20 protein-coding genes are annotated in these 25,116 nt (G+C 70.6%); 10 read left to right on the top strand and 10 right to left on the bottom strand.

The window, feature by feature from the left end:
• Positions 1-36: 36 nt before the first annotated feature.
• Entirely contained in the window at positions 37-1,176 is a 1,140-nt protein-coding gene (locus ACSHV8_RS27720; protein WP_436520180.1) for a sugar ABC transporter substrate-binding protein, read from the top strand.
• 61 nt (positions 1,177-1,237) lie between these two features.
• Here ACSHV8_RS27720 and ACSHV8_RS27715 read toward each other — a convergent pair whose 3' ends face one another.
• The 3 genes from ACSHV8_RS27715 to ACSHV8_RS27705 are packed head-to-tail and all read right to left on the bottom strand — an operon-like array spanning position 1,238 to position 3,025.
• Positions 1,238-2,245: an LLM class flavin-dependent oxidoreductase gene (locus tag ACSHV8_RS27715; protein ID WP_436520178.1), complete on the bottom strand. Its 1,008-nt coding sequence runs from the start codon at positions 2,243-2,245 to the stop codon at positions 1,238-1,240.
• A gap of 11 nt (positions 2,246-2,256) precedes the next feature.
• Positions 2,257-2,736, bottom strand: coding sequence for an SsrA-binding protein SmpB (gene smpB / locus ACSHV8_RS27710; RefSeq protein WP_436520176.1), 480 nt, complete (start codon positions 2,734-2,736; stop codon positions 2,257-2,259).
• 13 nt (positions 2,737-2,749) lie between these two features.
• Positions 2,750-3,025, bottom strand: a complete 276-nt coding sequence (locus tag ACSHV8_RS27705) for a hypothetical protein (RefSeq protein ID WP_436520174.1) — start codon at positions 3,023-3,025, stop codon at positions 2,750-2,752.
• A gap of 175 nt (positions 3,026-3,200) precedes the next feature.
• Between ACSHV8_RS27705 and ACSHV8_RS27700 the strand changes: the two genes are divergently transcribed.
• Genes ACSHV8_RS27700 through ACSHV8_RS27685 form a run of 4 tightly spaced genes read left to right on the top strand, consistent with a single transcriptional unit; the run spans position 3,201 to position 8,075 of the window.
• Positions 3,201-5,315 (top strand): MMPL family transporter, encoded by a 2,115-nt coding sequence (locus ACSHV8_RS27700; protein ID WP_436520172.1) that lies wholly within the window; start codon positions 3,201-3,203, stop codon positions 5,313-5,315.
• 49 nt (positions 5,316-5,364) lie between these two features.
• Positions 5,365-6,363 carry an NAD(P)-dependent alcohol dehydrogenase gene (locus ACSHV8_RS27695; protein WP_436520170.1) on the top strand — a complete coding sequence of 333 codons (999 nt, stop codon included), beginning with the start codon at positions 5,365-5,367 and terminating at the stop codon, positions 6,361-6,363.
• A gap of 12 nt (positions 6,364-6,375) precedes the next feature.
• Positions 6,376-7,407: an amidohydrolase family protein gene (locus ACSHV8_RS27690; protein ID WP_436520168.1), complete on the top strand. Its 1,032-nt coding sequence runs from the start codon at positions 6,376-6,378 to the stop codon at positions 7,405-7,407.
• Positions 7,404-8,075, top strand: coding sequence for an iron-sulfur cluster assembly protein (locus tag ACSHV8_RS27685; protein WP_436520166.1), 672 nt, complete (start codon positions 7,404-7,406; stop codon positions 8,073-8,075). Before ACSHV8_RS27690 ends, ACSHV8_RS27685 begins: the two co-directional genes overlap by 4 nt.
• Before the next feature lie 124 nt (positions 8,076-8,199).
• On the opposite strand, the gene ACSHV8_RS27680 is transcribed toward ACSHV8_RS27685, so the two are convergent.
• The gene (locus ACSHV8_RS27680; RefSeq protein WP_436520164.1) at positions 8,200-8,985 is read right to left on the bottom strand and encodes an IclR family transcriptional regulator; all 786 of its coding nucleotides are present in this window, start codon (positions 8,983-8,985) and stop codon (positions 8,200-8,202) included.
• 70 nt (positions 8,986-9,055) lie between these two features.
• On the opposite strand from ACSHV8_RS27680, the gene ACSHV8_RS27675 reads away from it, so the two are divergent.
• Complete coding sequence (locus tag ACSHV8_RS27675) at positions 9,056-9,382, top strand: putative quinol monooxygenase (protein ID WP_436520162.1); 327 nt, start codon at positions 9,056-9,058, stop codon at positions 9,380-9,382.
• An 83-nt stretch (positions 9,383-9,465) separates the two neighbouring features.
• Here the strand turns inward: ACSHV8_RS27675 and ACSHV8_RS27670 are convergent, their stop codons facing one another.
• Complete coding sequence (locus tag ACSHV8_RS27670; protein WP_436520160.1) at positions 9,466-10,518, bottom strand: cellulose binding domain-containing protein; 1,053 nt, start codon at positions 10,516-10,518, stop codon at positions 9,466-9,468.
• Between the two features lie 313 nt (positions 10,519-10,831).
• Between ACSHV8_RS27670 and ACSHV8_RS27665 the strand changes: the two genes are divergently transcribed.
• Complete coding sequence (locus ACSHV8_RS27665; protein WP_436520158.1) at positions 10,832-11,680, top strand: DUF1932 domain-containing protein; 849 nt, start codon at positions 10,832-10,834, stop codon at positions 11,678-11,680.
• Positions 11,681-11,909: 229 nt separating this feature from the next.
• Here the strand turns inward: ACSHV8_RS27665 and ACSHV8_RS27660 are convergent, their stop codons facing one another.
• The 3 genes from ACSHV8_RS27660 to ACSHV8_RS27650 are packed head-to-tail and all read right to left on the bottom strand — an operon-like array spanning position 11,910 to position 15,915.
• Positions 11,910-13,292, bottom strand: coding sequence for a (Fe-S)-binding protein (locus ACSHV8_RS27660; RefSeq protein WP_436520156.1), 1,383 nt, complete (start codon positions 13,290-13,292; stop codon positions 11,910-11,912).
• The gene (locus ACSHV8_RS27655) at positions 13,292-14,455 is read right to left on the bottom strand and encodes an FAD-binding oxidoreductase (protein WP_436520154.1); all 1,164 of its coding nucleotides are present in this window, start codon (positions 14,453-14,455) and stop codon (positions 13,292-13,294) included. Before ACSHV8_RS27655 ends, ACSHV8_RS27660 begins: the two co-directional genes overlap by 1 nt.
• On the bottom strand, positions 14,455-15,915 hold the full coding sequence (locus tag ACSHV8_RS27650) for an FAD-linked oxidase C-terminal domain-containing protein (RefSeq protein WP_436520152.1): 1,461 nt from the start codon (positions 15,913-15,915) through the stop codon (positions 14,455-14,457). Before ACSHV8_RS27650 ends, ACSHV8_RS27655 begins: the two co-directional genes overlap by 1 nt.
• Positions 15,916-16,089: 174 nt before the next feature.
• Here ACSHV8_RS27650 and ACSHV8_RS27645 point away from each other — a divergent pair, with 174 nt between their 5' ends.
• The 3 genes from ACSHV8_RS27645 (at position 16,090) to ACSHV8_RS27635 (ending at position 20,522) form a co-directional block, all read left to right on the top strand.
• Complete coding sequence (locus ACSHV8_RS27645; protein ID WP_436520150.1) at positions 16,090-16,776, top strand: hypothetical protein; 687 nt, start codon at positions 16,090-16,092, stop codon at positions 16,774-16,776.
• A 328-nt stretch (positions 16,777-17,104) separates the two neighbouring features.
• A complete protein-coding gene (gene ppdK / locus ACSHV8_RS27640; protein WP_436520148.1) occupies positions 17,105-19,783 on the top strand; it encodes a pyruvate, phosphate dikinase in 2,679 nt (892 codons plus the stop codon).
• 331 nt (positions 19,784-20,114) lie between these two features.
• A complete protein-coding gene (locus tag ACSHV8_RS27635) occupies positions 20,115-20,522 on the top strand; it encodes a VOC family protein (protein ID WP_436520146.1) in 408 nt (135 codons plus the stop codon).
• A 537-nt stretch (positions 20,523-21,059) separates the two neighbouring features.
• Here the strand turns inward: ACSHV8_RS27635 and recQ are convergent.
• Together recQ and ACSHV8_RS27625 are read right to left on the bottom strand one after the other, a co-directional pair.
• The gene (gene recQ, locus ACSHV8_RS27630; protein ID WP_436520144.1) at positions 21,060-23,123 is read right to left on the bottom strand and encodes a DNA helicase RecQ; all 2,064 of its coding nucleotides are present in this window, start codon (positions 23,121-23,123) and stop codon (positions 21,060-21,062) included.
• A gap of 52 nt (positions 23,124-23,175) precedes the next feature.
• The gene (locus ACSHV8_RS27625) at positions 23,176-25,098 is read right to left on the bottom strand and encodes a SpoIIE family protein phosphatase (protein ID WP_436520142.1); all 1,923 of its coding nucleotides are present in this window, start codon (positions 25,096-25,098) and stop codon (positions 23,176-23,178) included.
• Between the last annotated feature and the right edge of the window lie 18 nt (positions 25,099-25,116).

The following is a 25,116-nucleotide window of genomic DNA, read 5'->3' as shown; positions in this document are numbered from 1 at the left end:
AGGTCGGGATCCACCCCTGAGAGGACTTCAACTGCCATGCGCAAGGCACTGATCGGACTGGTCGCTGCCGGGCTGATGACGTCGGTCACGCTCACGGCGTGTGACGGCGGCTCGGACGGCGGTGACACCAACGACAGCGGCACCGAGATCAGCTCGACGGCCACGTCCTCGGGCGAGGGCAAGGGCGGCGTCGGTGTGGTGATGCCGGACACCGAAAGCTCCACCCGCTGGAGCAAGGACGACCCGAACTACCTGAAGGCCGCGTTCAAGGCGGCCAACGTCCCGTTCGAGATCCAGAACGCCAACGGTGACGCCGCGCAGTTCAAGGGCATCGCCAAGGCCATGCTCGACAGCGGCGTCAAGGTCCTGGTCATGGCGAACCTGGACTCGGACAGCGGCAAGTGGGCGATCGACCAGGCCAAGGCCCGCAAGGTCCCGGTGATCGACTACGACCGGCTCACGCTGAACGGCGGCGCCGACTACTACGTCAGCTTCGACAACGAGGCGGTCGGCAAGCTGCAGGCCGAGGGCCTGATCAACTGCCTGACGGCGAAGAAGCTGAAGACCAAGCCGGTGATCGCCGAGCTGAACGGCTCGCCCACCGACAACAACGCCACCCTGTTCAAGAACGGTTACGACAAGGTCCTGCAGGCCAAGTTCGACAGCGGCGAGTACATCAAGGGCCCGGACCAGTTCGTCCCGCAGTGGGACAACAAGGAGGGCGCGAAGATCTTCACCCAGATGCTGAACCAGTGGCCGGACATCACGGGTGTGCTCTCCGCCAACGACGGTCTCGGCAACGCGGCCATCACGGTGCTCCGGGCCAAGAACAAGAACGGTCAGATCCCGGTCACCGGCCAGGATGCCACCATCGACGGCCTGCAGAACATCCTCGTCGGCGATCAGTGCATGACCGTCTTCAAGGACATCCGGCTTGAGGCGAACGAGGCCGCCAAGCTGGCGATCGCCCTGGTCAAGGGGCAGAAGCCAGCCGCCAGTGAAAAGATCAAGGACCCGGAGTCGGGCGCCTACATCCAGTCGTCGCTGCTGGCGCCGGCGGCGGTCACGGCCACGAACATGCTCGAAACCGTGGTGAAGGCGGGCGCCGTCAAGACGTCCGAGATCTGCACCGCGAAGTTCCTGGCCGCCTGCCAGGCTCACGGGCTCGCGCAGTAACACGGCGTACACGGGAAGGGCCGGCGATCACCGCGATCGCCGGCCCTTCCCGTTCACCGGCTCACTCGGCCAGCAGCTCGCGGACCCGCGGGATGACCTGGCTGCCGTACAACTCGACCGCGGTGAGCAGGTGCTCGTGCGGGAGCGTGCCGTGCGCGTACTTCAGATCGAACCGCTGGACGCCGAGGGCCCGTACCGTAGCAGCGATTTTCTGAGCGACGGTCTCGGGCGATCCGACGTGCCAGGCGCCGGTGGCCACGTCGGCCTCGAAACGGTCCCGGGTCATCCGGGGCCAGCCGCGCTCGCGGCCGAGCCGGTCCAGCATCCGCCGCGCGTGCGGCCACAGCAGGTCGACCGCCTCCTGGTCGGTGGCCGCCACGAAACCGGGGCAGTGCACCGCGATCGGCAGCTCGGCGTGGCCGAACTCCTTGAGCGCGCGGTGGTAGAGATCGACATACGGCGCGAAACGGGCCGGTTCGCCGCCGATGATCGCCAGGCAGAGCGGCAGACCGTACCCGGCCGCGCGGACCACTGACTCGGGGCTGCCGCCGACCCCGATCCAGGTCCGGATCGTGCCGGACTCCGTCTTCGGGAACACGCTCTGGTCCTTCAGCGCCGGCCGCACCGTGCCCGACCAGGTGACCGGTTGCTCCTTGAGCAGCTCGGTCATCAGCTCGGTCTTCTCCTCGAACAACTGCTCGTAGTCGCCCAGGTCGAAGCCGAACAGCGGGAACGACTCGGTGAACGAGCCCCGCCCCAGGATGATCTCGGCGCGGCCGCCGGCGACGGCGTCGAGGGTGGCGAAACGCTCGAACACCCGTACCGGATCGTCGGAACTGAGAACCGTGACCGCCGTGCCCACCGTGATCCGCTCGGTCCGGGCGGCGATCGCCGCCAGGACGATCTCCGGCGCGGAGATCGCGAAGTCGTCACGGTGATGCTCGCCGACGCCGAAGGCGTCGACCCCCAGGCGGTCGGCCAGCACGGCCTGCTCCACCACGTTGCGGATGACTTGAGCGTACGAGGTGTCAGCGGTGACGTCGCCGAACGTGTCGAGACCGAACTTCATGATCAAGGAGTCTATCGGCGGCCCTTGAGGTGGCGTCCCAGCTCCTTGGCGATCTCCTTCTGGGCGTCCCGCTTGGCCAGCACCTGCCGCTTGTCGTACGACTTGAGGCCGCGCGCGATCGCCAGCTCGACCTTGACCCAGCCGTCCTTGAAATACAGCGACAGCGGCACCAGGGTCAGCCCGCTGCCGTCGTTCAGGGCGTTCAGGATCTTGATGATCTCGACCTTGTGCAGCAGCAGTTTCCGGGTCCGGCGCGGAGCGTGATTGGTCCAACTGCCGAACCCGTACTCGGCGATGTGCAGGTTGTAGAGCATCAACTCGCCCTCGTGCTCCTGGGCGAACGCGTCGACCAGCGACGCGCGGCCCAGGCGCAACGTCTTCACCTCGGTGCCGGCCAGCACCAGGCCCGCCTCGTACGTCCTCAGAATCGCGTAGTCGTGACGCGCCTTCTTGTTCGAGGCGATCAGCTTGGTCCCGGTCTCCTTGGCCACCCGTAGAGGTTATCTAGGGCCCGTCGGTCGGGATGGGGCGGCGCATGGAATACGTGACGCTGCTCAGCCGGTGCGGCTCGTCCTTCACGTGGATCACCGCGCGGTCGTAGGCCTGCCAGCCCGCCGCCCCGGCCCGATTCATATGGCGCAAATCATCGAAGCGCTCGTCGGTGCCCCACCGCAGCACGCCGCCCGGGTGATGGAACGTGGCGGTCCAGTCCATGAACCGGTCGGTGCCCAGCGTGCCCGCGGCACGGTACTCCAACCGCGCATACTCCCAATTGGTCACCCCGATGATTATGCCCTCACCCCGAGTACGTCGCCGTCCGTACTGGACACTCGCGTGCGTAAGCCGCCGGGCGTACACCACCCCTGAACAATCCCTGATCTGACCCGGGAAGGGGTTCAGATCGATCTCCCGTCCGGCCTACGCTCCGCCCGTCCATGCGTTTGGGGGGAAAGCGATGACGACGGGTTCCTTCGCCCGGCTGGTCTGCGGGCGCCGCACGAAATGGATCGTGCTCGCACTGTGGATCGTGGTGCTCGTGTTCGCCGGCTCACTGGCCGGCAAGCTCGGCGGTGTCGAGAAGAACGACAACGCCTCCTGGCTGCCCGGCGACGCCGAGGCGACCCAGGTTTCCGAGCTGCAGAAACAATTCCAGCCGGACGACATCGTGCCGGCCATCCTGGTCTACGAACGGACCGGCGGCATCACCCCGGCCGACCAGGAGAAAGCCGCTGCCGACGCGAAGGCGATCGCCGCCGTGCCCGGCATCACCGGCCAGATCATCGGCCCGGTCCCGTCCGCCGACAAGGCCGCCCTGCAGATCATCGCGCCGATCAAGATCGACGCGGACGGCTGGGACAAGATCGCCGACGTCGTCGGCCAGATCAAGACCATTTCCGGTGCGGGCGAGAACGGCCTCGGCATCTCCATGACCGGCCCGGCCGGGGTCGCCGCCGACTCGGCCGGTGCGTTCGACGGCATCGACGGCACGCTGCTCTACACCACGCTGATCGTGGTCGCGATCATCCTGCTCGTCACCTATCGCAGCCCGATCCTCTGGCTGCTCCCGATCGTCACCGCCGGTGTGGCGCTGACCAGCGCCCAAGCCGTGATCTACCTGCTCGCCGAGCACGGCGGACTGGTGGTGAACGCGCAGAGCGCGGGCATCCTGACCGTGCTCGTCTTCGGCGCCGGCACCGACTACGCGCTGCTGCTGGTCGCCCGCTACCGCGAAGAGCTGCGGCGGCACGCCGACCGGCACGAGGCGATGATGTTCGCCCTGCACCGGGCCGGCCCGGCGATCATCGCCAGCGCGGCCACCGTCGCGATCGGCATGGGCTGCCTGATGCTGGCCGAGGTGAACTCGACCAGCGGCCTCGGCCCGGTCGCCGCGCTCGGCGTCCTGGTCGGCCTGCTCGCCATGATGACCCTGCTCCCGGCCCTGCTGGTGATCTTCGGGCGCTGGCTGTTCTGGCCGGTCCGGCCCCGCTACGGCACCCCCGAGCCGACCGCCACCGGCCTCTGGGCGCGGATGGGCAACCGGATCGCCCGCCGCCCGCGCGCGGTCTGGATCAGCACCGCCGTCGTGCTCGGCGCGATGGCGCTCGGCCTGGTCCAGCTCGACGCCAACGGGCTCAGCCAGCAGGACTCGTTCACCAGCGAACAGCCGTCGGTCGCCGGACTCGAAGTCCTCGGCCGGCACTTCCCGGCCGGCCAGGGCGACCCGGTCGTCGTGATCGCCGGCGCCGATCGGGCGGACGCCGTCCGGACCGCGTTCACCGGGGTCCCCGGGATCAGCGCGGTCGGGGACCCGGTGGTCAAGAACGGGCTGGTCCAGTTCGAGGGCACGCTGACGTCGGCCCCGGACAGCCAGGCGGCCGAGGACACCGTGATCGCCGCCCGTGACGCCCTGCGCGGAACCGGGGCCAAGGTCGGCGGCACCACCGCCATGACCCTGGACATCAACGAGGCCAACAAGCACGACAACCGGCTGATCATCCCGCTCGTGCTGCTCGTCGTCCTGATCATCCTGGCCGTGCTGCTGCGCTCCCTGGTCGCCCCGATCCTCCTGATGGCCACCGTGGTGCTGTCCTTCGCGGCCGCCCTCGGCGTCAGCGCCCTGGTGTTCCGGCACGTCTTCGGCTTCGGCGGGGAGGACACCGCGTTCCCGCTGTTCGTCTTCGTGTTCCTGGTCGCGCTCGGCATCGACTACAACATCTTCCTGATGACCCGGGTCCGCGAGGAAACCCGTGAACACGGCACCCGCCGGGGCGCCCTGATCGGGCTGGCCGCCACCGGCGGCGTGATCACCTCGGCCGGCATCGTGCTGGCCGGCACGTTCGCCGCCCTCGGCAGCCTGCCCCTGGTCGCGTTCGCCGAGATCGGCTTCGCGGTCGCGTTCGGGGTCCTGCTGGACACCCTGGTCGTCCGATCGGTGCTGGTCACCGCCCTGAACCTGGACATCGGCCGGTGGATGTGGTGGCCCAGCAAACTCACCCACCAGGACCCGGCGGTCGACGCCCCGGTCTCACCGGCGCCGTTGTCACAGTCTGAACGCGTGCTTCCACAATGAGTCAACTCCCTTGCAGAGTCCGGCGCAGGACGATGCGAGGGAGACACTCATGAAGGCGGTCCGCGTACACGCCTACGGCAAACGCCCCACCATCGACGAGGTGCCCGAACCCGCGGTGACCGGTCCGTTCGACGTGCTCGTCGAGATCGGCGCCGCGGGCCTGTGCCGCACCGACCTGCACATCGTCGAAGGACAGTGGGCCGAGAAATCGGGCGTCTCATTGCCGTACACAATCGGACATGAGAATGCGGGCTGGGTGCGTGAGGTAGGCAGCGCCGTCACCAATGTCGCCGCAGGCGACGCGGTGATCCTGCACCCGCTGGCGACCTGCGGCCTGTGCCGCGCCTGCCGCGGCGGCGATGACGTGCACTGCGACAACTCCCGGTTCCCGGGCATCGACGGCGACGGTGGCCTGGCCGAACTGCTGCTCACCAACGCCCGCGCCGTCGTCAAACTCGCCCCCGGACTCGAACCGCGCGCCGTCGCCGCCCTGGCCGACGCCGGGCTCACCGCCTACCACGCCGTCCGCAAAGCGGTCCCGCTGCTGCACCCGGGCACGACCTGCGTCGTCATCGGCGCCGGCGGGCTCGGCCACATCGGCATCCAATGCCTGCTCGCGATGACCGCCACCCGTGTCGTCGTCGTCGACCCCAGCGCCCGGGCCCGGGAACTCGCCCGCGAACTCGGCGCCCACGAGGTCACCGCCCCCACCGACGACCTCACCGACACCGCCCACGTCGTGCTCGACTTCGTCGGCGAACAGGGCGCCGAAGCGGCCGGCCTCGCGATGACCCGGCGGGCCGGCAGCTACTTCGTCATCGGATACGGCGGCTCGGTGAACATCCCGACCATCGACCTGATCTCCACCGAACGCAACATCGTCGGCAACCTGGTCGGCTCCTACCTAGACCTGGAAGAACTGATGACCCTCGCGGCGCAGGGCAGCGTCACCCTGCACACCCGCGAATACCCGCTCGGCGCGATCAACGAGGCCATGGACGACCTGGAAGCCGGGCGGCTCGCCGGGCGCGGCATCCTCGTCCCCTGATCGGAGGCGGTCATGTACAGCAAGGACGGGCAGAACTACTACATCGTCGACGGGCACACCCACTTCTGGGACGGCAGCCCGGCCAATCAGATCAATCGCTACGGCGAGGGTTTCATCAAGTGCTTCTACGACTACCACTCGAACCTGTCGCCCGACGAGTACAAGTGGACCCTCGAAGAATTCGAGCGCTACCCCGAGGAGCGCATGATCCACGACCTGTTCGACATCGGACACGACGACGTGGCGATCCTGCAGTCGACCTACCTGACCGACTGGTACGTCAACGGCTTCAACACCACCGAACAGAACGGCGAGATGGCCGAACGCCACCCCGGGCGATTCATCGTCAACGGCCGTTTCGACCCGCGCGACGGCGAAGCCGGCCTCGCCACGCTGGAACGACTCCACGAACGGTGGCAGCTGCGCGGGGTCAAGCTCTACACGGCCGAATGGAAAGGCGACTCCAAAGGCTGGAAGCTGTCCGACCCGTGGGCCTACCGCTACCTGCAGAAATGCCAGGAACTGGGGATACGCAACATCCACGTGCACAAAGGCCCGACCGTCTACCCGATGAACCGCGACGCGTTCGACGTCGCCGACGTGGACGACGCGGCCACCGCGTTCCCCGCGCTGAACTTCATCGTCGAACACGTGGGACTGCCCCGGCTCGACGACTTCTGCTGGATCGCCACCCAGGAACCCAACGTGTACGCCGGACTGGCCGTGGCGATGCCGTTCATCCACAGCCGGCCCCGATACTTCGCGCAGATCATCGGCGAACTGCTGTACTGGCTCGACGAGAACCGGATCGTATTCGGCAGCGACTATGCGATCTGGCAGCCGAAATGGCTCGTGGAGAAGTTCGTCGACTTCCAGATACCGGAGGACATGCAGGGGGAGTACGGGGTGCTGACCACCCGGATCAAGAAGAAGGTGCTGGGGTTGAACGCGGCGCGGCTTTACGACCTGAAGGTTCCCGGCGAGTTCGAGATCGCTGACGAACCGGTCGACTCCGGCCCGGCCGTCGGCTCCGGCGCGGCATGACGGCGCCGGATCGCACGGCGGCCTGGGCGGCGCTCGCCCGGGTCGTCGACCCGGAACTCGATCAACCCATCACCGACCTGGGCTTCGTCGCCGACCTGCGGTTCACCGACGATCATTCGGTACGGGTCGAGCTGCGCCTGCCCACGTACTTCTGCGCCCCGAACTTCGCCTGGCTGATGGCCGCCGACGCCCGCGACGCGCTCGCCGCCCTGCCCGGTGTCGGCCGGGCCGAGGTGATCCTGCTCGACCACTTCGCCGCCGACGAGATCAACGCCGGGGTCGCCGCCGCCGGCGGCTTCGGGACCGGGTTCGCCACCGACGGTGCGGACCCGGAGCTGGCCGAACTTCGCGCGATCTTCGACCGCAAGGCCCACGTGGCCGCCCAGGAACGCCTCGCCCGTGCCCTCGGCCCACACCTGACCCCGCTGCTCACCCTGGCCGAGGCGGCCCGGATCGCGCCCGCCGCCACGGCCGCGGTCGTCCGGCGCCGGGCCCGGCTGGGCCTGGCCGGCGACTACGCGATCTGCGACGACCGAGGCGCCCCGATCCCCGGCGACCGGCTGCCCGGCTGGTTGCGTTCGGCCCGCACGGTCCGCGCCGGCGTCGAGGGCAACGCCATGCTGTGCCGAGGCCTGCTGGAGACGCGCTACGGCCTGGCCGCGACCTGAACGGGCCCCCCGGCTGGCGCGGCGCCGTTGCCGAGGCGCCGCGCCACAGCCCCGACCACCCTTGGAGACACCCTTCAGAGCCAGTTGGATGCTCGCGGCCGGTCCTCACTTGAGGCTCCCCTGGTCAGGCGCGATGAGCGGACTGGAGGGCCACCGCCCGGCTGGCGCGGACCGCGCCCAGGCGAACCACCCGCTCGACGGTCCACCGGTCCGCGCGCATCCGAGCCGTGGGCAGCGACACCGCGACCGCACCGACGAATCGCCCGGCCGCGTCGTTGACCGGCGCCGCGAGACAACTGAGATCGGGCTGGAACTCGTTGACCTCCACGGCCAGACCGGTGCCCCGGACCTGACGGAGCTGGCGCAGCAGCACGGAACGGTCGGTGACCGTCGACGGGGTGACCGCGGGCGTGCCGGTGCGGTCGAGAAGTTCCTCACGGTCGGCCGGGGCCAGCGTCGCGAGCATCAGCTTGCCGAACGCCGTCGCGTGCGGCGCCTCGTGGAACCCGACGTCCAGGACGCGGATCCGCGGATGGACCGGGCATTCGTCGACGTGGGCGACGATCATCTCGGCGTTGCGCAGGGCCGCGTAGTACGTGGCGGCGTGCGCCTGCCGATGCACGACGGCGGCGACCCGCCGGACCTCGGGTGGCGCGGCGATCTGCCGGTGCAGCGAACGCGCCAGATCATCGACGCGATGCCCCAGCGCGTACGCCTTCTGGTCGCCCAGATGAACCAGATAACCGGCCTCGACCAGGGTCGTGAGCAGGTGATACGTGGTCGGCAGGGTCAGTCCGAGCGAGGCCGCGACGTCCCGCGCCGGCACCGGGCCGGTCGCCGCGGCGATGTGATCGAGGACCCGCATCGCCCGCTCGACGGATTGCAGCAGCCCGGCTCCTTTGCCTCGCATGTTCCCAGCCTGCGTCCGGGGCGATGATGAGGGAACCCGGTCGACCGATGGTGCGAAAGGAAAACCAGCGATGATCTTCATTACCGCCAAGTTCCTGATCAAACCCGAGCATGCCGACGAGTGGCCGGCGATCGCGCGGCCGTTCACCGAGGCGACCCGGGCCGAGCTCGGCTGCCTGTGGTTCGAATGGTCCCGCGGCCTCGACAATCCGGACGAATACGTGCTGGTCGAGGCGTTCCGGGACGGCGACGCGGGCGCCGAGCACGTCGGGTCGGCGCACTTCAAGCAGGCCCAGCAGGACCTCCCGCGCTATCTCATGGCCACCCCCAAGATCGTCAGTCAGTCGGTCGACCAGGACGGCTGGGCCGAACTGGGCGAGATGCGCGTCGGTCACTGACCGGATGTCCGGCCCGGTCCTGCGACCAGGCCGGACACCCCGAATTCAAAGGACGATTTCGACGTACGGCAATGAGCCGCCGATCAGGGCAGAACAGCGGCGAGCGGCGGATACCAGCGGTTGGCGATCTTGACGTTCCCGGCGTCGTTGGGGTGGACGCCGTCGTAGGTGTCGGTCGCGGTGTCGAAACCGGTCCACTGGTCGACCACGGTGATCGGCGACGCGGCGGTGGTCAGTCCCGCCGCCCAGGCCGGGATGGCGGCGTTGAGGTTGACGACGCGCTGCGCGCACTCGGCGCAGGTCGACGGATTCATCGGAATGATCTGCGCGACCAGGATCTTCATGCCCGGATTACTGGCCCGCATCTGGCCGACAAGCGTCGTGTAGGCGGCCAGAATCGTCGACGTCGACAGGTTGCTCCAGACGTCGTTGGTGCCGAAGTGCATGAGCACGACGTCCGGGTCGGTCGCCGCGAGCCAGCCGACCAGCAGGTTCTGACCGGCCACGTTGGTGGCCAGATACCCGCCGTGCCCCTCGTTCTCGCCGTCGTAGTCGAAGCCGCAGCCCTGCCCGGGAAGCGTCCCGACGAAGTCCACCTCGTCGGCCGGCAGCTTCTGCCAGAGCAGCGCCCGCCAGCAGCCGGGCGACCCGGTGATCGAGTCCCCGAGCGCCATGATCTTGGTCTTGGCCGCGGCCGGCGGCGCGCTGGGGCTCGTACTCGGGTTGGTCACCCCGCCGGTGCAGGTCACCCCGTTGAGCGCGAACGCGGCCGGCGCCGGGTTGGCCCCGGTCCACGCCCCGTTGAAGCCGAACTGCGCGGTTCCCCCGGTGGCGAGGGCCCCGTTCCAGGCGGCGTTGCGCACGATGACCGAAGCCCCGGACTGGGTGACCGACCCGTTCCAGAGCTGCGTGATCGTCTGCCCACCGGCAAACGTGAACGCCAGCGACCAGGAGCCGACCGGGTCGCCGAGGTTGGTGATGTCCACGGTCGCCCCGAAGCCCCCCGGCCACTGGCTGGCCACGGTGTACTTGACGCTGCAGCCCGCCGCGGCGTTCGCCCTGGTCGCGGTCACCACCAGAAACCCGGCGAGAACCGCAAGAACGCTGGCGAGGACAGCCGGCGTACGTCGATGCATGAGTTCTACCTCCCTCAATCGAGTGTTCTGGGAGCGCTCCCATCAACGTACGTCAATGCCGCCCGAATGAGAATCACCCGCCCCGCCCCGCACCCGCACCCGCACCCACGCCCGCGCCCGCCCCGCACCCACGCCCGCGCCCGCCCCGCACCCACGCCCGCGCCTGCGCCGCGCCTGCAGCCGCGGGGCGGGCGCGAGGGTGGGCGCCGCCACTGCTCGGTGGCAGCAGCAGCCCGGGCGGCGTGGGCGACAGCCATGGCCGTGACCGCGTGGGGCGCGGCGGCAGGCCGGTGGGGTGGGACAGAATCAGCGCATGACGATCGTCGGAATCGTGAGTCCCGGATTCATGGGCGCCGGCCTCGGCCAGGCCCTCCGAACAGGCGGCGCCCGCGTGGTGACCTCGGTGACCGCCCGGTCGGCCCGCACCCACCGCCTGGCCACGCAAGCCGGCCTGGAACTACTGCCGAGCCTCGCCGACGTGGTAGCCGCCGCCGACGTGATCCTCTCCGTCACGCCACCCGGCCAGGCCCTGGCCGCCGCGCACGCCATCGCCACCGCCGCCCGCGAGACCGGTGGATCACCGATCGTCGCCGACCTCAACGCCGTCTCCCCGGAGACCATGGCCGCCGTCGCGAAAGCCCTGGGCAGCCTCCCGGTCGTCGACGGCTCGATCTCCGGCCCGCCTCCGACCGCCGAGCCCGGCGCCCACATCTACCTCTCCGGACCGCAGGCCGCCGCCGTAGCCGCCCTGCCCTGGGCCGACCAGGTCGTCCCGGTGGTGCTCGGCCCGGAGATCGGCACCGCCAGCGCCCTGAAGATGTGCACCGCCAGCGTCTACAAGGGCCTGAACGCCCTGCTCACCCAAGCATTGCGCACCGCCGGACACCACGGCGTCCTGGACCCGGTCCTGGCCGACCTGGCCCGCACCGGCTTCCCCGGAACGTCCGGCATCGCCCGCTCGTCCACGAAGGCCGCCCGCTACGTCGACGAGATGCGCGAGATCGCCGCCACCCAGTCCAGCGCCGGCCTCACCCCGGCCCTGTTCCAGGCGTTCGCCGCCGTCTACGCCGAGATCGCCACCACCCCTCTCGCCCAGGGCACCCCCGAATCCACCGCAGACCTCCCACCCGTCGAGATCATCACCCGCCTCACCCCCAACTGATCCGAGCCCCCGCCGCGGAAGCCGAGCCCCCGCCGGGGAAGCCGAGCCCCCGCCGGGGAAGCCGAGCCCCCGCCGGGGAAGCCGAGCCCCCGCCCGTCCGCCCACGGCGGAAACCGAGCAGCCACTGGCCCACCGTGGAAGCCGAGCGCCTGCCCGGCCGCTCACTGATCGCCGAGCCGAAGGCGGCGCCTCCGTTGGAACAAGCGTCAGCTCTGCCCCAGGGGCAGAGTCAAGCCCGCCGATCTGTGAGCGCTGCAACTCCCAGCCCACGAAGTGAAGCGTCCAAAACCTGAGCGGTATGAGCCAGCGCCACCGACCCACCCCGCCGCCGGACAGCGGCCGCCACCTGCATCAGACACCCCGGATTGGCCGTGACCAGCAGCGCCGCCCCGGTGTCCAGGACCGCCCCGGCCTTCCGATCACCCAGCTCAGCCGCGGGCTCCGGGTTCAGCACGTTCCACACCCCGGCCGACCCGCAGCAGATCTCCGCCTCGGCGATCTCCCGCAGTTCCAGCCCCGGAATCCCTCGCAGCAGTGCCCGCGGTTGTTCCCGGATGCCCTGGGCATGCCCGAGGTGACACGCGTCGTGATAGGCCACGATCACCGGCAGCGGATGCCGTCGCGCCACCGGCCCCAGCTCGACCAGCAGTTCGGCCAGGTCACGAACTTTCGCCGCGAACGCCGCGGCCCGCCCCGCATACGCCGGATCGTCCGCGAGCAGTTCCCCGTACTCCTTCAGCGAGGACCCGCATCCGGCCGCGTTGACCACGAAGTAGTCCATGCCGCTCTGTTCGAACGTGTCGATGAGCCGCCGCGCGAACCCTTCCGCCTCGCCCCGCCGGCCGTTGTGCACGCTCAGCGCCCCGCAGCATCCTTGACCGGAAGGGATCAGTACGTCGCACCCTTCGGCGGCCAGGATCCGTACCGTCGCGGAATTGACGTCGGGGAAGAACGCGGACTGCACGCACCCGGTGAGCATCCCCACCACCGCCCGTCGCGGGCCGCGCGCCTCGACGCGCCGGGGCGGTCGTGGCACCCCGCGCAGCGGCGGCGCCAGCGAGTCCAGTGTGGCCAGGGTCGGCGCCAGCCGTTGCAGCAGGCCGCTGCGGGTGACCAGTTTTTGCAGACCCGATTTCTGGTACGCCCACAACGGCCCCCGCAGCAGTCGGAGCCGACGCGGGTACGGGAACACCGCGAAGATCGCCGCCCGCAGCATCCGTTCCCGGGCGGTGCGCGGGTGTCGCCGTTCCACCTGCGCGCGCGTGTCCTCGATCAGCCGGTCGTACTTCACCCCGGACGGGCAGGCGGTCACGCACGCCATGCAGCCCAGGCACGCGTCGAAGTGGCTGACCATGGAGTCGCTGAGCGGTTCGCCCTCCAGCCCCTGCGCGATCAGGTGGATCCGGCCGCGGGGCGAGTCCATCTCCTCGCCCCACAACACGTACGTCGGGCAGGTTGTCAGGCAGAAACCGCAGTGCACGCAATCCGAGACGAGATCGGCCCGGGGCGGGTGTTGATCGTCGAAGGCGCCGGCCGAGCTCCCGTTCTCGGCGGCCCGCAGCGCGTCGGGCGGCGTGGGCGTGGCCCCCCGGGGCGAGTCCAGATCGGCCATCAGATGCCTCCCACGAAACGGCCCGGGGCGAACCGATGGCCCGGATCGAACTGTTCCTTGACCCGCCGCATCAACGCCAGCCCCCGCACCGGACCCCACATGTCCAGCGTCTCCCGCACCCCGGCGGGCGCGGTCAGCACCACCGCGTGCCCACCGGCCCGGACGGCCGCGGCCCGCAGCAGTTCCACCGCGCGCCCGGCCTCGACGGTGCCCTCGGTGGCGGGGAGTCCCGCATACAGAACCCCGGCCCCGGCCGACCCGCGCACCGTGGCGCCCGTGCCCACGGCGGTCGCCATCAGTGCCGGGACCTGCGACAACGACCCGGTCAGCTTGACGCCGACCTCGCCCGCCGACCAGGGCGGGACACCCCACCACGGCGGTGGGTCGTCCGAGATCTCGCCGTCCAGCAGCCCGGCGATGACGGCGGCACGGTCGTGCACCCCGGCCGGGGTGCCCTCCAGCAGGACCGCCAGCTCCGGCTCGGCGCCCGGGGCGCCGTTGACCTCCAGGGCGCTGGCCGCGAACTGTCCGGCCAGGATTTTCGCCGCGTGCAGGGGCGGGGCCACCGCCCGTACGAAAACGGAGGCGGCCGGGACCGGATGCAAGCGGAAGACGCACTCGGTGATCAGCCCGAGGGTGCCGAAGGCGCCGGTGTAGAGCTTGCCCAGGTCGTAGCCGGCGACGTTCTTGACCACCTTGCCGCCGGCCTTGGTGATCGTGCCGTCGGGGCGGATCACGGTGATGCCGATCAGCAGGTCACGGGCCGTCCCGTAGCGCAACCGGCGCGGACCGGAGGCGTTGGCCGCGACCGTGCCCCCGGCCGTCGCCGACGGCGGCGCGTCCAGCGCGAGCTGCTGGCCGGGCAGCTCGTGCAGCTCGGCCATCGGTGTCCCGGCGCGGACCACGGTGATCAGGTCCCCGGCGGCGTGCTCGACGACCCCGGCCAGCCGCCGCGTGTCGATGATCAGATCCAGCTCGCGCGGGGGCGGACCCCAGTCGAGCTTGGTCCCGCCGCCCCGGATCACCACGGCCAGCCCCTGTGCGGCCTTGATCAGCGCGGCCGCCTCGGCCGTGTCTCGCGGCGCGGCCACCAGCCGGGCCGGGACCCCGCCGACGGTGTCGTCGTCGCCGGCGGGTGTGGTCAGCTCGTCGAGCGCGCCCATCAGAAGATCTCCGCCACGTCGGTGGCGTGCAACGGATGCGTGCCCTGGTGGCGGCCGGGGCGCTCGCCGCACAGGCGGGGGGTCGGGAACACCTTGCCCGGGTTGGCTATCCCGTCCGGGTCGAAGGCGCATCGGAGCAGCTGCATCGTGTCCAGGTCGTCGTCGGTGAACATGCGGGGCATGTGTTTGGCCTTGTCGATGCCGACCCCGTGCTCGCCGGTGATCGACCCGCCGTGCTCGATGCACAGGTCGAGGATCGCCGCCGACACCGTCTCGGCCCGACCGGCCTGGCCGGGCACCGCGTCGTCGAAGAGGACCAGCGGGTGCAGGTTGCCGTCGCCGGCGTGGAACACGTTGGCCACCCGGACGCCGTGCTCGGCCGCGACCTCGCCGATGCGCCGCAGCACGGTGGGCAGCGCGGTGCGGGGGATCACCCCGTCCTGCACGATGTAGTCCGGGCTGATCCGGCCGACGGCGGCGAACGCCGACTTGCGCCCGCGCCAGATCAGCGCCCGCTCGGTGTCGTCGGCGGCGACCCGGGTCCCGAACGCGCCGTGTTCCGCACAGAGCGCGCTGACCTGGTCGAACTGGGCCTCGACCTCGGCCGCCGGGCCGTCCAGCTCGACGATCAGCACCGCGCCCGCGCCCTCCGGATAGCCGCACCTCACGGCCGCCTCGGCCGCCTCGACGGCCAGGGCGTCCATCATCTCGATCGCGGCCGGGACCACGCCAGCCGCGATGATCGCCGAGGTGGCGGCGCCGGCCTGGTCGGTCGAGAGGAACCCGGCGAGCAGGGTGCGCACGGTCTCGGGCAGACGGGTCAGTTTGACCGTGACCTCGGTGGCGACGCCGAGCGTGCCCTCCGAGCCGACGAACGCGCCGAGCAGGTCGTAACCGGGCGCGTCGGGGGCCGGCCCGCCCAGCCGGACCCGCTCGCCGTCCGGGGTGACGACCTCCAGACCGGTCACGTGGTTGGTGGTGAATCCGTACTTCAAGCAGTGGGCGCCGCCGGAGTTCTCCGCGACGTTGCCGCCGATCGAGCAGATCTGCTGGCTGGACGGGTCGGGCGCATAGTAGTAGCCGTGCGGGGTGGCGGCCTTGGTGACCTGCAGGTTGATCACGCCGGGCTGGACGACGGCGCGCTCGTCCTCCGGCCGGACCTCGACGATCTCGCGCAGCTGGGACGTCACGATCAGCACGCCGTCGGCGTGGGGGAGCGCGCCGCCGGACAGGCCCGTGCCGGAGCCGCGGGCGACGAACGGGGTGCCGGTCCCGGCGCATGCCCGGACGACGGCGGCGACCTGCTCGGCGGTGGCCGGCAGGGCGACCAGGGCGGGGATGACCTTGTAGTGGGCGAGGCCGTCGCACTCATACGTCCGCAGCTCCGACCGGTCGGTCAGGACCTGCCGTGGACCGAGCTCGGCGCGCAGCCGAGCCGCCAATGCATCGATGTCGGTCATCGCCGGCCTCCTCGCTGACGCCTGCCATCACGCTAGCGGTGATCGACGCCGAACGCGACGGACGGCCGCCGGCCTGTGGAAAACTCGGCAGCCCTCGGTGGGCGGTGCATCACGCCCCGTCGAACCTGTGGACAACCTTTTCGTCCGGCGGCCGGAGTCTGCCAAGATGGCCCGATGTTCGTGACCGCCAGACCGCTCCGGCTCGCCGTCGTCGCTGCTCTTGCCGTGCTCGCGGTGGCCGGCTGCTCGGACGACGACAAGCCGGACGCCGGCCGGATCGACGTGACCACCATGCGTGGCGCCTTCCTGCAGGCCTCCGAGATCGGTCCGACCTGGACCGCGCCCGACACCAGCGCGGACCCGCAGCAGATGGCCAGTTTCTGCGGCGGCACCACGGCCGCGCCGGCCCTGCCGCCGGGTGCCGACACGGTGACGTCGTCGTTCGCCGACGAGGGGGAGACCGGCGCGCAGACGCTGGAGCAGCTCGCCCTGGTCTATCCGGACGACAAGGCGGCCGGGGCCGGGCAGTCGCTGCTGCGCGCGGTGGCCGACGGCTGCGCGCCGACGTTGACCGTGCCGGCGCAGGTGACCTCGGACAAGTCCGAGCCGGCCTACACCGAGACGGTCGAGGTGCGCGAGCTCGACGAGGGCGGCTGGTCGGGGTTCGTGCTGGTCCGCCACAAGAGCTACGAGAAGACCCACCCGGGCACGGCGGACACCGCTGTCGCGGTGGTGACCTCGCGAAACGTGGTTCTGGTGGACACCTATGCGATCTATCAGCTGAACAAGTCCGAACCCGCGGCGGGTTTCGAGACCGACTGGAAGAAGCTGGTCGGCTCGGTCGTCCAGCGGGTGGGATAGACAGCCGGACGCGGTTGGTCTAATGTTCGCGGTGCGCCGTTGCGAGTTCTTCCCCCGTGGAATTCGCAGCGGCGTCTTATTTTGTCCGGTGACCACTCCCGGATGCTGAGCCTCGCTCCACATTAAACCTTCCGTGGTCAACCTGTCACGCACAGCTTCCATGCTCATTAGTGCGCGGAGAGAGCGCGATCCGAACACGCGTCCACGAACCGGTGTGGAAAAAGCCACCGGACTGTTAACTATTCGCCGTACCCGTGCTTAGCCTTACGAATCCCGGGGCACGAAGGTGTATTCAGCCTCGGATCATTAGGCGGAGGTGGGCTGCGGCATGAAGTTCGTCTACGACTTCCACGAAGGAAACAAGGACCTCAAGGATCTGCTGGGTGGCAAGGGCGCCAATCTCGCGGAGATGACGAACCTCGGCCTCCCCGTTCCTCCCGGATTCACCATCACCACCGAGGCCTGCCAGGAGTACCTGCGGCACGGCACGCACGTCGACGGCCTGCCCGGCGAGATCGACGCGCACCTGGCCACGCTGGAGCAGGCGATCGGCCGGCGACTCGGTGACTCGCACGACCCGCTGCTGGTCTCGGTGCGCTCGGGCGCCAAGTTCTCGATGCCGGGCATGATGGAAACCGTCCTCAACGTCGGGCTCAACGACGAGTCGGTGGCCGGGCTGTCCCGGCAGGCCGGCGGCAACGACCGGTTCGCCTGGGACTCGTACCGCCGGCTGATCCAGATGTTCGGCAAGACCGTGTGCGACGTGCCGGGCGGCGAGTTCGAGGACGCGCTGCACGAGGCGAAGACGGCCAAGGGCGTCAAGGACGACGTCCAGCTGGACGCCGACGACCTGAAAGCGCTGGTCACGGCGTACAAAAAAGTGTTCGTGAAACACACCGGGCACGACTTCCCGCAGGATCCGCGCGAGCAGCTCGACCTGGCGATCGAAGCCGTCTTCCGATCCTGGAACGCCGACCGCGCCGTCCTCTACCGCCGCCAGGAGCGCATCCCGGCCGATCTCGGCACCGCGGTCAACGTGGTCGCGATGGTCTTCGGCAACCTGGGCAACGACTCCGGCACCGGCGTCGCCTTCACCCGCGACCCGGCCAGCGGGGAGCAGGGCATCTACGGCGACTACCTGGCCAACGCGCAGGGCGAGGACGTCGTCGCCGGCATCCGCAACACCTTGGCGCTTTCCGAGCTGGCGAAGCTGGACAAACGCAGCTACGACGAGCTGCTGCGGATCATGGCGACCCTCGAAGGCCACTACCGCGACCTGTGCGACATCGAGTTCACGATCGAGCGCGGCAAGCTGTGGATGTTGCAGACCCGGGTCGGCAAGCGCACCGCCGCGGCCGCGTTCACCATCGCCGCCCAGCTCGTCGACGAGGGCGTGATCGACCTGGACGAGGCGCTCACCCGGGTCACCGGCGCGCAGCTCGGCCAGCTGATGTTCCCCCGCTTCGACCTGTCCGGCGACCCGGCCGCGGTCACCCGCGGCATCGGCGCGTCGCCCGGCGCGGCGGCCGGCGAGGTGGTGTTCACCTCGAAGCACGCGGTCGAGGCGGCGGCGCAGGGGAAAGCCGTCATTCTCGTCCGCCGCGAGACCAACCCGGACGACCTGCCCGGCATGATCGCCGCCAACGGCATCCTGACCAGCCGTGGCGGCAAGACCTCGCACGCCGCGGTGGTCGCCCGGGGCATGGGCAAGACCTGTGTCTGCGGTGCCGACCAGATGGAGGTCGGTCGCGACTCGTTCACGATCGGCTCGCAGGAGGTCCGCGAGGGCGACATCATCTCGATCGACGGCACCACCGGCCGCGTCTACCTGGGCGAGGTCCCGGTGCGGCCCAGCGAGGTCGTGCAGTACTTCGAGGGCGACCTCGACCCGGAGCGCGCCAACGATCCGCTGGTCGCCGCCGTGCACCGGATCATCACGCACGCCGACGGCAAGCGGCGCCTGAAAGTCCGAACAAACGCGGACACCGGCACCGACGCGGCCCGCGCGCGACGCTTCGGCGCTCAGGGCATCGGCCTGTGCCGCACCGAGCACATGTTCCTCGGCGACCGCCGTGAGCTGGTCGAACGCCTGATCCTGGCCCGCACCGAGACCGATCGCAACGACGCCCTGGCCGCCCTGCAGCCGCTGCAGCGGGCCGACTTCCTGGACATTCTGCGCGAGATGAACGGCCTGCCGGTCACCATCCGGCTCATCGACCCGCCGCTGCACGAGTTCCTGCCGTCCCTGGAGGAACTCGCGGTCAAGGTCGCGGTCGCCCAGGAGCAGGGACAACGCGTCGAGCAGGACGTGCAGATGCTGGCCGCGGTCCGCCGCATGCACGAGCAGAACCCGATGCTGGGCCTGCGCGGCGTCCGCCTCGGCCTGGTCATTCCCGGACTCTTCGCGATGCAGGTGCGCGCCATCGCCGAGGCCGCCGTCGCCCTCGCGGCCGAGGGCGGCAACCCGCGCCCGGAAATCATGGTCCCGCTGGTCGGCGCCGTCCAGGAGCTGGAGACGGTCCGCACCGAGGCCGAGAAGATCATCGCCGAGGTGGCCGGCGACTCCGGCGTCAAGGTGGTGATCGGCACGATGATCGAGGTGCCGCGGGCCGCGCTGACCGCCGGCCAGATCGCCGAGGCCGCCGAGTTCTTCTCCTTTGGCACCAACGACCTGACCCAGATGGGCTGGGGTTTCTCCCGCGACGACGTCGAAGGCGCGTTCTTCTGGCGCTACCTGGAGCTCGGAATCTTCGGCATCAGCCCGTTCGAGTCGATCGACACCGAAGGCGTCGGCCGGCTCGTCCGCATCGCCGCCGAGGAGGGCCGCGCCACCCGCCCCGACCTCAAACTCGGCGTCTGCGGCGAACACGGCGGCGACCCCGACTCGGTCCACTTCTTCCACGAGGTCGGGCTGGACTACGTCTCCTGCTCACCGTTCCGCGTCCCGATCGCCCGCCTCGAAGCGGGCCGCGCCGCGGTCGAATCCGAGGGCTCCGACCACCGCTGACCTCGGCCGGGATCTCGTCCGCACCCATGGCACCCACCATGCGGACGAGATCCCGTCCGATTTCGATCAAGATCAAATTCTTCATTGCCTATCTCCGCCGGGGTACAGACCGTCGCTCCCGCGGGGACCCTTCCGACCCTCGCAGGGCGCTGGCGCGCCCAGAACGCGAGGCCCGAAAGGGCGACGTCCGCTGCTGGTCGCGGTCAAGGCAACAAACCCGTCCAGGAGTTCCGCCCCTCGTCCGGGTAAAGGCTTCGTCGATCCGTCGAAAAATGTCGGTGGGTGGGTTTAGCGTCCCGGGGGACAGCGTTCGACGGCAAGGGAGCCTGAGATGACGTCCCGACTCAACCCGTACCTGAGTTTCAACGGCAACGCCCGCGAGGCCGTGGAGTTCTACCGGTCGATCTTCGGCGGCGACCTCCGCATCAACACGTTCGGCGAGTTCGGCGCCCCGGACGAGTCGATCAAGGACAAGATCATGCACGCGATGCTGGAAACCCCGCAGGGCTACACGCTGATGGCGTCCGACACCCCGCCGGGCATGCCGTTCACCCCCGGCAACACCAACACGGTCAGCATCAGCGGCGACAGCACCGACAACCTCCGCGCCTTCTGGGACAAACTCGCCGACGGCGGCACCGTCCACGTCCCCTTCGAGAAGCAAATGTGGGGCGACGAGTTCGGCCAGCTGGTCGACAAGTTCGGCGTCCCGTGGATGGTCAACGTGGTCAACCAGTAACCACCGCACCGACTCTGCCGGCCCGCCCCACCCTGGGGCAGGCCGGCAGCCCCAGCCCCCTCCTGACTTCTCGGCCCGCCCGCCGCGTGCCCGTCGCCCGCCGCGCGGCGCCGTCGCCCGCCTGCCGCCCGCCGCGCCTGCCGCCCGCCGCGCCTGCCGCCCGCCGCGCCTGCCGCCCGCCGCGCCTGCCGCCCGCCGCGCCTGCCGCCCGCCCGCCGCGCCCGCCGCCCGTCGCCCGTCGCCCGCCTGAGGTCCCGAGCCGTCGCCCGCCCCTGCCTGGCTTTGGCCTCCGGCCAGGCGCCTGGGCCCGGCCCGCCTGGCGCCGCGTGGTCGCCTGGCCTGCTTGGCGCCGCGTTGTTGCTCGGCCCGCGTCGAGCCAGCGGCCGATCCTGCCTGGTTCCGGTCTCCGGCTAGGCGCATCGGTCCGGCCTGCCCGTCGGAAGCCGGCCGAGTGCAGCCCGCGGGCACGGTCCCGCTGGCGCCGCGGGAATGAGCCGGGCCGCCTCGCGGCAGCCTCGGCGGTGGAGTGGGCGGCGGTCAGTCGAAGTAGGGCTCGTCCTCGTCGCGCAGGAGCGGGAAGTAGTCGTCGGCGTCCTCAGTCGCGGCAGAGGCCGCACGAGCCGCGGGAGTGGCCGCAGAGGCCGAGGGAGTGGCAGGAGCCGTGGCAGAGGTCGCGGGAGCCGCGGCAGTGGCGGCATAGCCCGCAGGAGCGGGAGCAGCGGGTTCCTCGCCGCGGACGACGGAGAGGACGTCGTCGCCGAACTTGGTGAGTTTGCTCTGGCCGACGCCGCTGACGGTGCCCAGCTGGTCCAGGGTGGCCGGTTCCAGCACGGCGATCGCGCGCAGGGTCTTGTCGTGGAAGATGACGTAGGGCGGGATGCTCTGGGCCTTGGCGATCGACGCCCGCCACGCCCGCAGGCGTTCGAACAGCGGCTCGGCCGAGGCGGGGAAGTCGGCCACGTCCGCCGCCGGAGCGCGCCCGGAGCCGGAGGAGCCCGAGCCCGAGCCGGACGAGCGGGAGGACGAGGAGCGGCGCTGGACCGGCAGCTCGCGGCGCATCATCAGCGTCACCTCGCGCCGCAGCACGGCCCCGCTGCGTTCGGTCAGGGCCAGTGTCCCGTATTCACCCTCGACCGCCAGGTAGCCCCCGGCCAGGAGTTGCCGGACGACGCCCCGCCACTCGGCCTCGCGCAGGTCGGCGCCGATGCCGAAGACGGACAGTTCGTCGTGGCGGAACTGGGACACCTTGTCGGTGCGTTTGCCGAGCAGGATGTCGATGGACTGGCCGGCGCCGAACTTCTGGTTTCGCTCTTTCTGCAGGCGGAACACCGTGGACAGCAGTTTTTGCGCCGGGACGGTGCCGTCCCACGACTCGGGCGGGGTCAGGCACGTGTCGCAGTTGCCGCACGACTCCGACGGCGCTTCCTGATCGAAGTAGGCCAGGATCTGGCCGCGACGGCAGGAGACGGTCTCGCACAGGGCGAGCATCGAGTCGAGGTGCCGGTTCGCGTTGCGCCGGAAGTTGAGGTCGCCCTCGGAGCTGTCGATCATCTTGCGGAGTTGGACGACGTCCTGCAGCCCGTACGACAACCAGGCCGTGGACGGCAGCCCGTCGCGCCCGGCGCGGCCGGTCTCCTGGTAGTACCCCTCCACCGATTTGGGCAGGTCGAGGTGGGCGACGAACCGTACGTCAGGTTTGTCGATCCCCATGCCGAACGCGATCGTGGCCACCATGACCAGCCCTTCCTCGCGGAGGAAGCGGGCCTGGTTCCGCGCGCGGACCCGGGAGTCGAGGCCGGCGTGGTACGGCAACGCGGGGATCCCGTTCGCCGACAGGTATTCCGCGTGTTTCTCGACCGACGCCCGGGACAGGCAGTAGACGATGCCGGCGTCGCCCGCGTGTTCCGAGCGCAGCAGCTCCAGCAGTTGTTTCTTCGGATCGTTCTTGGGGACGATCCGGTATTGGATGTTGGGCCGGTCGAAGCTCGCGGTGAAGTGCCGGGCCTCGTTCAGCTGGAGCCGGCCGGCGATCTCGTCGCGGGTGGCGGTGGTCGCGGTGGCGGTCAGCGCGATGCGCGGCACGTCCGGCCAGCGCTCGTGCAGCATCGACAGCGCGAGGTAGTCGGGCCGGAAGTCGTGCCCCCACTGGGAGACGCAGTGCGCCTCGTCGATCGCGAACAGCGAGATCGTGCCCCGGTCGAGCAGCCGCTGCACGCCGGGGGTGCCCAGGCCCTCGGGGGCGACGTAGAGCAGGTCGAGCTCGCCGCCGACGAACTCGGTCTCGACCAGGCGCCGCTCCTCGTAGTCCTGCGTCGAGTTGAGGAACCCGGCCCGGACGCCGAGCGTGCGCAGCGCATCCACCTGGTCCTGCATGAGGGCGATGAGCGGGGAGATGACCACGCCGGTGCCGGGGCGGACCAGGGCCGGGATCTGGTAGCACAGCGACTTGCCGCCGCCGGTCGGCATCAGCACGAGCGCGTCGCCGCCGCCGATCACGTGCTCGACGATCTCGCGCTGCTGACCGCGGAACTCCGGATAGCCGAAGACGCGGTTGAGCGCATCGACGGCGTCGGACACAGGGATCGGGGGAGCGGAAGTCACTCCGCGATAGTAGTGAGCCCGACCGGCGTTCTGCCCAGCCCTGTGGACGACCCTATGGGGTGACTGGCAGCCCGACCAGGTCGAGGATCTGCCGCGCGGGGCTGCCCGGGGACGCGATGAGGGTCAGGGTCGCCTTCTGGTCGTGGTGGTGCTCGGCGATCTGGTAGAGCGCCGACACCCCGGCGCTGGCCAGGTGGGTCACCCCGGTCAGGTCGAGGGTCATCGGTACGGTCCCGCCCCGGCTGCGGCGCAGCAGTTCGACCTGCATCCGTTCGGCCGAGGTCATGTCGACCGGACCGTCGACCCGGACCTGGGCCTCGTTGTCGCCGGGCAGTTCCGAGATCGCCATGTCGGGCGGTGGGGTGGTGACCACGGGCGCGTCGTCGAAGCTGGTCAGCAGCCGGGCCGGGCGGCTCAGCGGATGCCGGACGGTGGCCACCGTCCCGTTGGCGCCGGGTTCGACGCGCAGGCTCTCGACCAGCTGGGCGGTCAGGGCCAGGCCACGGCCGCGGATCGGCTGCCGCTCCGGCGTGCGCCACCCGCCGTGATCGGTGACGGTCGCCTCGACCCGGCCGGCGGGCGTGAGCATGGCCCGTACCTCAATCGGATGTTGACCTTGAGCGTGCTCGATCGCGTTGGTGGCGAGCTCGCCGAGCGCGTGCTGCAGCACGAACACGTCGTTGTCGGCCGCGCCGAGCTCGGCCAGCCAGGCTCCGAGCCGGGCCCGGGCGCCACGCAGGGTCGCCGGATCGGCCGGCAGATCAATGACCAGTTCCGGTACGGCATCCACCCGCTGAGCCGCCAGCAAGGTGATGTCGTCGGCGTGCCCGCCGGCCCGCACCAGCAGCTCGATCGTCTGCCCGCACACCCGTTCCACCGCGGTCGTCCCGGCTTCGCGCAGTGCCCGCCCGGCCGCCGCGTCCCCGGCCACCCGGGCCAGTTCGGTGGCCGGCGCGGATCCGCCGAGCGGCCGTTCCAGGATCCCGTCGCTGTAGAGGAGCAGCAGGTCACCGGGGTCGAGGTGATCCTGCCGGACGGGGAAGGCCCCGCCGGTGCCCAGCGGCGCGCCCCCGGTCACCGGCAGGAACCGGGTCGAGCCGTCGGCGCCGATCACGAGCGGCGCCGGGTGCCCGGCCGTGCAGTAGGTGAGTTCGCCGCTGGCCGGGTCGAGCTCGGCCAGGCACACGGTCGTCGCGTGGGCGGTGCGCACCCGCGCGGCGAACCGGTCGGCGGCCGAGAGGGCTTCGGCCGCGGTGGCCCCGGAGTCGAGGCGTTCCTGCAGCACGGCGCGGAGCTGGCCCATCGCGCCGGACGCGGTGATGCCGTGCCCGACGACGTCGCCGACGACCAGGGCGACCCGGCCGTCGGGCCGGGTGACCGCGTCGAACCAGTCGCCGCCGGCCGCGGTGTCGGCGTCGGCCAGCAAGTAGCTGGCCGCCACCTGCAGGCGCGGCAGCACCGGCAGGCCGGGCGGCAGCAGTTCACGCTGCAGTTCGGTGATCACGTCCCGGGTCTGCTCGTAGCGCCGGCGCAGCTGGGCGGTCTCGGCCTCGGCCTCCTGGCGATGCCGGGTCATCTCGGTGACGTCGAACGCGGCGCCGATCACGCCGCGCACCGACCCGTCGGGCGAGCGCCACGGCATGATCGTGAACGTCACGAAGATCTCGTTCACCGGCTGGTCCGGATGGTCCAGGTGCACCCGCCACTGCCGGCCGGCGACGGTCTCCCCGGTCCGGTAGACCTCGCTGAACACGTCGAGGAACTGCTGGCCGGCGAGGTCGCTGAGCACGTCCCGGCAGGGGCGGCCGATCACCTCCCGGCCGGGCAGCACCGCTCGGGTCGCCGCGTTCGCGCCGACCGCCAGCAGCTCGGGTCCCTCGAAGAGGATGACGATGAACGGCAGCTGGTCGACCGCGGACACCATCGCGTCCAGGTCGCCCGCTCCCGGAATGTTCGCTCCCGTCACGAAAGACATCGTGCCGGAAACCGGGCC

The sequence above is a fragment of the Actinoplanes sp. HUAS TT8 genome (genome assembly GCF_051380535.1).
Lineage (GTDB): Bacteria > Actinomycetota > Actinomycetes > Mycobacteriales > Micromonosporaceae > Actinoplanes.
Note: the sequence above shows the minus strand (reverse complement) of the source record. Positions and strands in the feature narration are given on the sequence as shown.